General features: G+C 69.4%; 5 protein-coding genes and 1 pseudogene. 3 read left to right on the forward strand and 3 right to left on the reverse strand.

Translation table 11 applies throughout. The features are described from left to right. Positions 1–285 precede the first annotated feature (285 nt). Positions 286–6,522, forward strand: a complete 6,237-nt coding sequence (locus tag IF88_RS0125990) for a DNRLRE domain-containing protein (RefSeq protein ID WP_051837557.1) — start codon at positions 286–288, stop codon at positions 6,520–6,522. Between the two features lie 42 nt (positions 6,523–6,564). After that, the gene (locus IF88_RS48260; RefSeq protein ID WP_030717243.1) at positions 6,565–6,933 is read left to right on the forward strand and encodes a hypothetical protein; all 369 of its coding nucleotides are present in this window, start codon (positions 6,565–6,567) and stop codon (positions 6,931–6,933) included. Between the two features lie 182 nt (positions 6,934–7,115). Here IF88_RS48260 and IF88_RS48265 read toward each other — a convergent pair. The 3 genes and pseudogenes from IF88_RS48265 to IF88_RS0126015 all read right to left on the reverse strand — a co-directional run. Further along, positions 7,116–7,430, reverse strand: a pseudogene (locus IF88_RS48265) (protein-L-isoaspartate(D-aspartate) O-methyltransferase); the annotation flags it as partial. 1,482 nt (positions 7,431–8,912) lie between these two features. Next, the gene (locus tag IF88_RS0126010) at positions 8,913–9,359 is read right to left on the reverse strand and encodes a hypothetical protein (protein ID WP_030717247.1); all 447 of its coding nucleotides are present in this window, start codon (positions 9,357–9,359) and stop codon (positions 8,913–8,915) included. 252 nt (positions 9,360–9,611) lie between these two features. Next, positions 9,612–10,043, reverse strand: coding sequence for a DUF4240 domain-containing protein (locus IF88_RS0126015; protein WP_078893147.1), 432 nt, complete (start codon positions 10,041–10,043; stop codon positions 9,612–9,614). Positions 10,044–10,255: 212 nt separating this feature from the next. Here IF88_RS0126015 and IF88_RS40860 point away from each other — a divergent pair, with 212 nt between their 5' ends. Further along, entirely contained in the window at positions 10,256–10,930 is a 675-nt protein-coding gene (locus IF88_RS40860) for an ISL3 family transposase (protein ID WP_051837559.1), read from the forward strand. The last annotated feature ends 223 nt before the right edge of the window (positions 10,931–11,153 follow it).

The raw sequence follows: 11,153 nt of genomic DNA on the forward strand, positions 1-11,153 counted from the left end.
AGGCTGGTCAGAGCGGGTACCGGTGCAGCCGACATGAGTGAGAGGCCGTTCTGCTCACCTTTCTGTAACGCTTGATCAGATCCCGGTGCATCATGGGCTGTTCTGTCCGTTTTGGAATTCGAGACTCCAGTTAGGTTCTGATCCGCACCGGCCACTTTCGGCCATGTGTCTCGTGGTTCTCTCTCTGGAGAAGCAGTGAAATTCAGTAGTAGACCGGGCACCCGCTGGTGGGGTGGCCGGGCATTGACAGGTGGTCCCGCGCGGCTGGGTGCCACTGCGGCGACAATGGCCCTGGTGGTGGCGGCCTCGGCGCTTCAGGGCTCCGGGACGGCCTTCGCCGCGGGGGCCCCGCAGGTGCCCGTCGGGCAGCCGGGGACGGCCGCGGCGACCGCCGCCGCTGACATACCCTCGGCCCGCGTGGCCGCACGCCTTTCGGGCCAACGGGTCGAAGCGCTGTCGGAGCGTTCGGAAACGTCGACGACGTGGGTCAACAAGGACGGCTCGCTGACCTCGGAGGTCGCGGCCGGCCCGATCCGCCTCAAGGACGCGGCGGGCCAATGGCGTGATGTGGACGTCGACCTCACCACGGCGCCCGACGGCTCCGTGACGTCGAAGGCGCACCCGCAGGGGCTGCGGCTCTCCGGGAAGAAGGGGTCGAAGGCCCAGTCGCTCGACGCCGCCCAGTCCATGCCGGGCACCGACCTGGTGACGCTGGGCCAGGGAGACGAGGCGATCACCCTGCAGTGGCGCGGTGGACTGCCCGCCCCGGTGCTGGACGGCACCCGCGCGACCTACCGGGACGCGGTGCCGGGTGCGGACGTGGTGGTCGAGGCGACGCGTACCGGCTTCGAGCAGTTCGTCGAGGTCAAGACGAAGCCCGCGGCCGGCTTCTCCTACACTCTGCCACTGAGGTCCAAGGGCCTCAAGGTCGAGCAGCAGCCCGACGGCAGCGTGCTCTTCACCGACAAGAAGTCGAAGAAGACCGCGACGATGCCCGCCCCCGTCATGTGGGACTCGGCGGTCGACGCGGCCTCGGGAGAGCACACCCGCCGCGCGAAGGTCGGCCTCAAGGTCGTCAAGAACAAGGACGGCGCGGACCTCGTCGTCACCCCCGACGCGGGCTTCCTCGCCGATCCGGCCACCAAGTACCCCGTGACGGTCGATCCTTCGACGTCCTCGCTGGGCAACCTGTTCGACACCTATGTCCAGCAGGGCGAGACGGTCGACTGGTCGGGCGACACCGAGCTGGACCTCGGCAACCCGGGCACCAAGAACGCCGACGGCACCTTCCGTACGGCCCGTTCCTTCATCACCTGGAACACCGCACCGGTCGCGGACGCGCTGATCTCCGACGCCAAGCTGTCGCTGTGGAACTTCCACTCCGGGAACACCGACTGCTCGGCCCAGCCCTGGGAGGTGTGGACCTCCAACGGGCCCACCACGGCCTCCCGCTGGACCAACCAGCCGGCCATGGTCACCAAGATGGCCACCTCCACCGAGACCAAGGGAAACCCGGGCTGTGCCTCCCAGCCCGACGGCTGGGTCACCGCGGACGTCAAGAACCTGGTCCAGCACTGGGCCAACAACAAGTGGACGTTCTCCAGCATGGGCCTGCGCGCCACGGACGAGAACAACACCAAGCAGTGGAAGCGCGTCAACTCCGCCAACGCCTCCGCCAACGTCCCGAAGCTGACCGTCACCTACAACTACCGGCCGCGTATCGGCACGAACCAGGAGGCGGGACCGCCGTTCTTCTCCTACGGCGGCGCCTACACCGTCAACACGGTGACGCCGGTCCTGCGTGACACCTTCGTCGACGCAAACGGGGACAAGGTCAACGGCACCTTCCAGATCTTCGACGCGGCCACCGACACCCAGGTCGGCAACGTGATCGTCTCCCCGTTCGTCCCGTCCGGCCAGGTCGCCTCGGTGACCGTCCCGGCCGGCATGCTGACCAACGGCAAGACGTACAAATTCCGCACCTCCCCCTACGACGGCGCTCACTACAACCTGGGCTGGTCGGCCTGGAAGACCTTCACGGTCGACACCACGGTCCCGCAGCCCCCGGCCCGCGTGGTCTCCACGGACTACCCGACGAACGGCTGGGTCAAGGGAGCCGGACAGGCCGGCACCTTCACCGTCACACCGCCGTCGGGCTCCGACCACCAGTGGATGGAGTGGTCCCTGGACGGCGTGACGTGGACGAAGGCCGCGACCAACGGCGGCTCCGCCGACGTAGCCCTGTCCGTCATCCCGCCCAACAACGGCACGCACGCCATCGAGGTGCGCTCCGTGGACAAGGCCGACAACAAGTCGCCGGCCATCGAGTACACCTTCCACGCCGGTCCGGGCGGGTTCCTGCAGCCCGCGGACGACGAGAGCACCGCGCGCCGCATCACCCTCGCTGCCGAGGGCGACGCCGCCCGCTACGACAAGGTCTCCTTCTCCTGGCGCCGTTCCGAGGCCGATGCCTGGACGCAGATCCCCGTCGCCCACGTCACGTCGGGCGGAGCACCGCTGGCCGCATGGCCCGTACCGCTGACGGGAGGCAAGAACGAGCCCCTCGTATGGGAGGCCACGAGCACGGTCGACCCCGACGGCAGTATCCAGATCAAGGCGGACTACACCGGTCCCGCCTCCGCATCCGGCAGCACCGCGCCCCTCTCCGTCAGCGTCGACCGTGACGGCGAAGGAGCCGCGGCGACCCCGGTCGGCCCCGGTTCGCTGAACCTCCTCACCGGGGACCACCGCCTGTCCCAGACGGACGCCGCGTACTTCGGCATCACCGTCGGCCGCACCTCCTCCTCGCGCAACCCGCAGGCGGGAGGACAGGCCGGCCAGGCGCCCGTCTTCGGCAACGAGTGGATCTCCGGCATCCAGGCGGATGCGGCCGCCTCCGCGTTCAGCCACGTCCGGCGGATCTCGGACACCGCCGTCGCGGCGGTCGGCTCCGACGGCGGCGAAACCCACTTCACCGCCAACGCGGCACGCAACGGATGGATAGCCCAGGCCGGAGCCCAGCAGCTCAGCCTCCAGGGATCGGTCACCACCGACTTCACGCTGTCGGAGCCCGACGGCACCATCACGAAGTTCACCAAGCCCACCCCCGCTTCACCGACCTGGCAGGTCTCCAGCACCCAGATCGAGGGGATCTCGGACTCGACCACCATGGTCGTCTCCGAGACGATCACCGTCGGCACGGACCAGCTCGCCCGGCCGGCGAAGATCATCGCACCGACCTCGGCGGTCACCGCGAGCACCTGCAACGCCACCCCCTCCACCAAGGGCTGCCGCGTCGTCGAGTTCGTCTACGCCACGAGCACCACGGCGACCACGCTGGCCCTCGGTGACTTCACCGGCCGGGTCAAGGAGCTCCGACTCTGGTCGACCGTCCCGGGTGCGGCGAGCGCCGCCGCCAAGACCGTCGCGACCTACCGGTACGACAACGGCGGCCGTCTGCGCCAGGAATGGAACCCGAACCTGCCGGAGACCGCCAAGACGCAGTACGCCTACGACTCGGCCGGCCGCGTCACCTCACTCACGCCGGGCTCCGACCTGCCCTGGACCCTCACCTACGGCAAGGCCGGCACAGGGAGCGCGGCCAGCGACGGCATGCTCCTCAAGGCGTCCCGATCCGCCCTGAAGCAGGGCACCGCGGACGTGCAGGAGGGCACGGCGACCACCTCGGTCGTCTACGAGGTGCCCCTCACGGGCGGCTCCGCACCCCACAAGATGGGCGCGAACGACGTCAAGGCATGGGGCCAGTCCGAGGGGCCGACCGACGCGACCGCGGTCTTCCAGGCCGACGCCGTCCCGGCCTCACACGTGGGCACCGGCCTCGGCGCCGGCGACTACGGCCGCGCCACCGTCCACTACCTGGACGCATCGGCCCGCAAGGTGAACACCGCCCAGCCGGGCGGCCACATCGAATCCACCGAGTTCGACCGGTTCGGCAACACCGTGCGCGAGCTGTCCGCGGGCAACCGCGCCATCGCGCTCGGCATCGGATCCCAGGCCGCCGCCGTCCACGCCGACCTCGGCATCGGATCGCTGCCCACCGCGGAGCGCGCCGAACTGCTCTCCACCCGCACGGTCCGCAACAGCACCGGAACCCGTGAATTGGCCGGCTTCGGACCGCTGCACAGAGCAACCCTCGCGCAGGACCTGAAGAGCGGCGCCACCACGCTGGTCGCGGCGGGCACATCAGTCATCGCCCGCGCCTGGACCGTGTCCGAATACGACGAGGGACGCCCCACCGACGGGTCCGCGGTCGTCTCAGACCGGATCACCCGGCGCACGGTCGGCGCTCAGGTGCGTGAACACCCGTCGGTGCACGCCGACACGCGCGTCTCCCGGACCGTCTACGACTGGACTCGCGGTCTGGCCGTCCAGGAGATCCAGGACCCCTCTGGCCTCGCGATCACCACGACCACCGAATACGACGCGCAGGGACGGGTGACCAAGAAGATCGCTCCCGGTGGCACCGGGAACGACGCGGCCACCACAGTGACCACCTACTGGTCCGCCTCTGGCGCCGGCTCCTGTCAGGGCCGTCCCGAGTGGGCTGACCTGGTGTGCTCTACCGGCCCCGGCGGCGCCATCACCGGTGGTGGTTCCAACCCCACCGCGCGGGCTACCCGTACGAGCGAGTACAACTGGTGGGGCAACACGGCCAAGATCACGGAAAGTGCGAACGGCGCCACGCGCACCATCACCACCGCGCACGACGCCGCCGGCAGGCCCACCACGGTGACGGTCACCGGAAACGGCGGTCAGGCCGTTCCCGACGTGACCACCGAGTACGACGCCGTGTCCGGCCGTGCAACCAGGACCACGTCGCCCACCGGCGGCACCGTCACCAAGGCGTACGACAAGCTGGGCCGCCAGATCTCGTACGCGGACGCCGACGGCGGCACCACAAGCGTCTCCTACGACGTCCTCGGCCGTCCCATCCAGGTCTCCGACAGCGTTCCCAGTACGCGGACCTTCACCTACGACCACGCCGCCGAGCCGCGCGGCCTGGCCACCAAGGTCGTCGACTCCGTGGCGGGCGTCTTCACGGCGACCTACACCCCCGACGGCAGCGTGGACGGCGAGACGCTGCCCGGCGGCTACCAGGTGAAGACCGTGGAGGACCCCTCGGGCGGCCGCACACAGCGGACGTACACCCGCGACAGTGATGGTGAGATCGTCTACTCCGACACCGTGACCAACACCGTGCACGGACAGGCTGCCACCCGCTCTGGCTGGTCCGAGCAGGAGTACGGTTACGACGCGGTCGGGCGGCTCACCGCCGTGGCGGACACCGCCGAGACCGTCTGCACGACGCGGTTGTACACCTTCGACGCGCGCAGCAACCGCACGGCACTGGCCACCGCCTCCGCCCCGCCGGGCGCAGCCTGCCCGACATCGGGCGGGACCGTGCAGAGCCAGTCGTACGACACCGCGGACCGTCTTGTATCCGGCGGCCGCACCTACGACGCCTTCGGCCGCATCACCACGCAGCCCGGCGGCACGGGCGTCGAATACCACGCCAACGACCTGGTCTACCGCGAGACCGTGCCGGGCAAGCGCCAGACCTGGCAGCTGGACGCCGCGCACCGCTTCCGGTCCTGGACCGTCGAGTCGGGCAGCGGGTCGACCTGGGTGCAGAACTCCGCCCGCGTCAACCACTACGCCGGCGACTCCGACAGCCCGAGCTGGATCGTCGAGGACGCGGCCACGGGCCAGGTGACCCGCAACGTGGACTCGCTCGGCGGCGGCCTCGCGGCGACCACCGGCAAGACCGGTCAGGTCGTGCTCCAGCTGTCCTCGCTCCACGGGGACGTGGCGCTCCAGCTCCCGCTGGACGCCGCGGTCGCCCCGGTGGTCCTCGACACGGACGAGTACGGGCAGCGCCGGGCCGGGATCCCGGCCGCCCGCTACGGCTGGGTGGGCACCGACCAGCGCTCGGCGGAGACGCAGTCCGGCCTGGTCCTGATGGGGGCGCGGCTCTATGATCCGGTCACCGGACGGTTCACCTCGGTCGACCCGGTCGAAGGCGGCAACGCCAATGCCTACGACTACTGCTCCGGCGATCCGGTCGGCTGCAAGGACGTCAGCGGGAACTTCGGCATCAACGACATCTGGCACGAGGGCAAGGCGTGTGCCAGGTACTGGTGGGCCTGCTGGGGTGTTGCGGACGTGAGCTGGTGGGCGTCCCAGACGGCCAAGCGCGCCTACAAGGACTCCAACAAGCAGAACGCCTACCGGCACTGCATCTGGCAGGCGATGCTGGTGTGGGACCTCGGCTACACGATCGCCAAGGCGTTCGGCGACGCCCACGAGGTCAAGCACCGGTACACCAAGAACAAGTATGACCGAGCCGACTCCATGGCGGACTTCCACAACAACAGGGTGGGACGCAGCATCGGTTCGCAGATCACGGCGTGGACGCGCTGGGGTGCCCAGAGTGCCGCCTGCAGCCGCTGCCAGCGGGCATGGAACACGGGGAGGATGGCCAACCGCGGCGACTACATGTGACCGACCGCGGGGCGCCCCCCCCTCATCCTCACGGAGAAACGCATGCCGGTGAACCAGATGCCGCGCCCGTCCCGTCGACTGCCCGTCGGCTGGGCCATCACCCTTGCCTTCGATTTCCTGGCCACGATCCTGGCATCCCTCGTGCTGTGTGCCGTAGGCATGCTGCTGCCCGGGATCACGGAGGACTACGGACCCACCACCGAGCCCACCTCACCCAGGGCCCTGGCCTTCTTCCTGACCGCCCTCCTGCTGGTCTTGTCACTGCTTGGGACGGCGGTCCTCCTCTCGCGGGCCGGGACCGAGCGCCTGCGCGCCCTCGCCCTGTGGCTCTCGGTCGTTCGTCTCGCGCTTGTCGTGCTCCCGGCCGCCGCCTTCGTCGTGTACGGCATCATCACCATCGAGCTCGCCTGACGCGACCTCGGTACTACACCGCCGGTGCCAGGTAGCGGGCGCCGGCGCGGTGTCGCCGTAGCCGTCGCCGTGGCTGCGGCCATGAAGGAGGCTCCGTCGTAGGTGATGTAGCCGCGGGCGCCGCCGTTGGGGGTCTTGTCGGCGACGAGGATCAGCCCGGTGCCGGTGATGGTGATGGTGGTGACCAGCCACCCGCCCGGACGCAGCGCCTCCAGCCACGCGGCAGGCACGGGACGGACCGACACGGTGGAGACGATGCGGTCGTACCGGCCGGGCAGGGGCGCCTTCGTGAGTTCGTGGACGGCGGTGTGCGGGCGCAGGCCGGTGGCGTCCAGCCGTGTGGCCGCGGCCTGTACCAGATACGGGTCGACGTCCACACGCGTCACCAGCTCCGAGCCGAGCCGGTCGCAGGCCGGGGCGGTGCCGTATCCGCTTCCGGTCGTCACCAGCGTGCTGCAGCCGTCGGCGAGCACCGCGTGCCGGTACACGGTGATCACCAGTTCCGGCAGGGTAGCGGACGACGTCGGACTGCCGGGGCCGCGGCCGCGCCCGGGTCCGCGTGATCGGCGTGCAGAGCCCCGCCCCGCCCGCCGACGTGGTGCCGTCCCCCTCGTCGAGGGCGGGGCGCGCAGGGCGCTCCCCAGACTTCAGCTCCGTCCGCCCTTGTCACCGGTGCGTCGTAAGGTGCGGGCATGGCCCGTTCATGGACGCGACTGCACGAGCACCTCGGTGCCCAGCCCGGCTCGCTGACCTCGTGTCCGTCGCCGCCCCGAGCGCCCGCTGTCGCGCATCGCACCGCCCCTTGCCCGGGGAAGCGCGGCCATCCTCTGCGAGACCGCCCGCACCCGCTCCAAGCGTCTGGCCGGCAGCCCTCTGGCCGCCGGGCCGCTGACCGGCCTCGAACTCGTCCGGCCGCGGCCCGGATTGCGGCGGTGGGTCTTCAGCACCCTGCCGCTGCCCATGGGCCGGGGCAGGGGCATCTACGCCGAGCTGCACCATGACGGCAGCACCGTCCTCGCCTTCGGCCTGTCCTGGAATGCGATGCGATGCTCCGGCCGGGCGGACGCGTCGGCTCCCGGCATCCTGGTCGATGCGGACGTCACCGGAGCCGCGTGCCGTGACGTGCTCACGCTCGCCCAGGAGGTCGCCCGCCACCTGCGCGTGAACAGCACGTGTCCACGTCACCCCGGCCATCGTCACCGCCGAACCGACGCCTCTGACACCGATCGTCACGGAGCACGGCACTTTCACGAGCGTCCCCGACCAGGCCCGCCGGCCGTGACGGACCGCTCTCCGTCGCCCCGGGGGTCATCGGGGTGGACGAGGAGCGACTCGACTGCTGCCCAGCCGCCGGCGACGGCGGGCTCGAGGGCGCCGCGGTTGCTGACGGCGGCGAGTTCGAGGGCTTCGTCGATGCGCTCCGACTGTCGACCTTGTAGAGGTGGCCCTCGTAGACGAGGGAGAGGACGTCGACGCCGCGGGCCGGGGGTTCAAGCGGTACCGTGTCGTACACGGCGACCCAGATGAACGGCAGCGGCAGCACGCCTCCGCGGCGGCCGCGCAGGAACTCCGAGCGGGCGGTCATGCGGTCCAGGAGCTGGCGGGTCTGGTCGGCCGCGCCGAGGGGATCGAGCGCCTGGAGCTTGGTCTTGCCGGTGAGGACGGCGACGACCAGGCCGCGGGGGTGCAGGGTGACGTCGCCGTTGAGGAGTCCGGCCGGGTCCTGGCTGCGGCTGGCGTAGTGGAAGCCGGTCAGGACGAAGGCCTTCTCCCGGTCGCCAGCCAGGGTGTCGGGGCAGGCGCGGGAGATGGTGCGCAGTCCGTCTGGCTTTGTCGGCGAGTTCCGAGAACGCGTTGTCGCTCAGCGACAAGAACGCCTCGCTCCGCAGAAAACTGATGTCGCGAGTTCCGGAAGTGCAGCGGTGCTTGCTTCGCCGCGAGCCTTGTGCGTCGCATGTGACGGGCCTGCCAGCCAGCCGTCAGGGGCGGCATGTCTCGCAGGCATGGCTGCCGATCGCTGCCGCCAGGTCACGGGCCGCTGCTCGCACCGCAGGATCCTCGTCGCTGATCAGTGTGTCCACCGCGGTCCTGCCGCTGTGTACGGCTTGGTGGGCTGCATGCTGCACGTCGAGCTGCGGAGGATTGCCGTGGTCGAGGATCGCCTGCAGCAGTTTGATCACGCCGGGCCTGCTGGTGACGCTGTCCGTCGCTGCGAGGTCCCACAGAAACGGAACCGCTGCGACAGTCGCATCGAAGACGGCCAGCTCACCGAGCCACAGCGCGAGATCATTCAATGCATCGGCACTCGCCCTGGTAGCAACCCAGGCCACCCGCGACAGTCGGCCTGGAACGTCTTGTGCGGATCCGTAAGCATGCGTCAGCTCGTGCCACCGAACGCGGCTCATGCCCTTGAGGATCGCCCCCATCAAGCCCCCAGTCCTGCTGCCCGCCGCTCGCCCTTCCCGGGCGGGCCTCATCAACCCACAAGACCGCACTGCCGCGAGGCTAGTCCGACACGCCGACTAGCGTTCCCAGATCTCGCCAACATTTCAGGCATGCACAACCCACAAGTGCTCTTCCTACTCAGCTACAAGCGTTCTCCGTTCTCGGTTCTGGCACATATTCCGTGAGGACGATCAACGACGCTGGAGTTCGTCACCACCCGCGGGCCATGGCGTTCAATCAGCCCAGCCCTCGGTGTTGGAGCAGGATTCGTAGGAGTAGCGGGTATCGCGGTCCCACTCCTCCCCGGTGATGCGTTTGTATGCCCGGTCCGGTGTGTAGAGCAGGGGCTCGGCCCAGATGAGGTCGATGGCGTAAGGAGTGAAGGCCGAAGGGTCCTGGAGGACTCTGTCGAATTCGGTGCGGCCGGCGGCGACGACCGCGGCACGGGTGTAGAGGAAGGCGTCATCGGACAGGTCGTGTCCGTACTCCTTGCGGTCCAGCCGGTAGAGCGCCCACGCCAGTTGTTCGGCAAAGCCGATGACCAGCGACAACGGGGACTGGGCAAGCCGCTCGGTGAGCGTGGCTGCAAGGAGTTGGGCGTCCGGGTCGGATTCCTCCGTGGGCCTGCAGTCCTCGATGAGCTGCCAGAAGGCGTCTTCGTTCATGCCGGCGAGCATGCCGCAGCGGTCTGACAGTCCTGGCTCCGGGTCACCAGTTTGCTGCGGCTGTGAGAAGGACGCGTTTGCGGAGCAGGGGGAGTGGCTTTATTCACGGGTTGTGGGTTCTGGAACACATTCCGTGAAGACGATCACCTGGGTTCTGCCACGGTGACCTGGCGTCATCTGGGACCGTGGTGCGGTGTGATGACCTCATAGCGGTGCTGTTTCCGCACTTCAACGCGGTGCTGGTGGAGCGAGTGTTCACGGAGTGCGGGGTGGTGCACATCGTGGCGAGGACCCTGGATGGCAGTGTTTCGTGCCCGGACTGTGGGCTTCCGTCGGATCGCGTGCACAGCTGCTATGAACGTCGGCTGGCCGATACCCCGGTCGGCGACCAGCCGGTTCTGATCAAGCTGAGCGTACGGCGGTTGTACTGCGAAAACGACCGCTGTGGGCGTCGTACGTTCGTCGAGCAGGTCGGGGGGCTGACGTTCCGCTACGGGAGACGGACCCCTGCTTCGCGCCGGCTCCTGGAGGCCGTGGCCGTCGCACTCGCCGGCCGGGCGGGAGCCCGACTGGCCGTGGTGCTGCACAGTGTGGTCAGTCGGACGACGCTGCTGAGGCTGCTGATGGCGCTGCCTGACCCGTCCTGGGAGGTGCCCAAGGTTCTCGGGGTCGACGATTTCGCGACCCGCCGCGGGCAACATTACGGGACCGTGCTCATCGACTGCGAGACCCGCAAGCCGCTTGGCCTGCTGCCAGGACGGGACGCCGGGACCTTGGCCGCATGGCTGCGTGAGCATCCTGGAATCGAGGTGATCTGCCGAGATCGTGCGGGCTCCTACGCTGAAGGCGCTCGCATCGGAGCCCCCGCAAGCCGTCCAGGTCGCTGACCGTTTTCACCTGTGGCAGAACCTCGGCACCGCGGTGGAACAAGGCGTGCGCCGGCACAACGGATGTCTTCTGCCACCCAGCTCCGGTCCCGGTGACCTACCGGGCGCTCAACCGCCTCCAGCAAAGGAGATGTCACCGTTCGAAGCCCGTATCCGTGCACGTCACGCCCTCGTCCACACGCTCCTCGACCAGGGCCACGGCATCCGGGAGATCGCCCGCGAG

This window comes from Streptomyces sp. NRRL F-2580 (assembly GCF_000720115.1).
In the GTDB taxonomy this organism is placed as follows: Bacteria; Actinomycetota; Actinomycetes; order Streptomycetales; family Streptomycetaceae; genus Streptomyces.

Excerpts from the sequence above, each read along its gene's own strand:
- IF88_RS0125990 (WP_051837557.1), top strand. The coding sequence starts at position 286 with ATGGCCCTGGTGGTGGCGGCCTCGGCGCTTCAGGGCTCCGGGACGGCC.
- IF88_RS48260 (WP_030717243.1), top strand. The coding sequence starts at position 6,565 with ATGCCGGTGAACCAGATGCCGCGCCCGTCCCGTCGACTGCCCGTCGGC.
- IF88_RS0126010 (WP_030717247.1), bottom strand. The coding sequence starts at position 9,359 with ATGGGGGCGATCCTCAAGGGCATGAGCCGCGTTCGGTGGCACGAGCTG.
- IF88_RS0126015 (WP_078893147.1), bottom strand. The coding sequence starts at position 10,043 with ATGAACGAAGACGCCTTCTGGCAGCTCATCGAGGACTGCAGGCCCACG.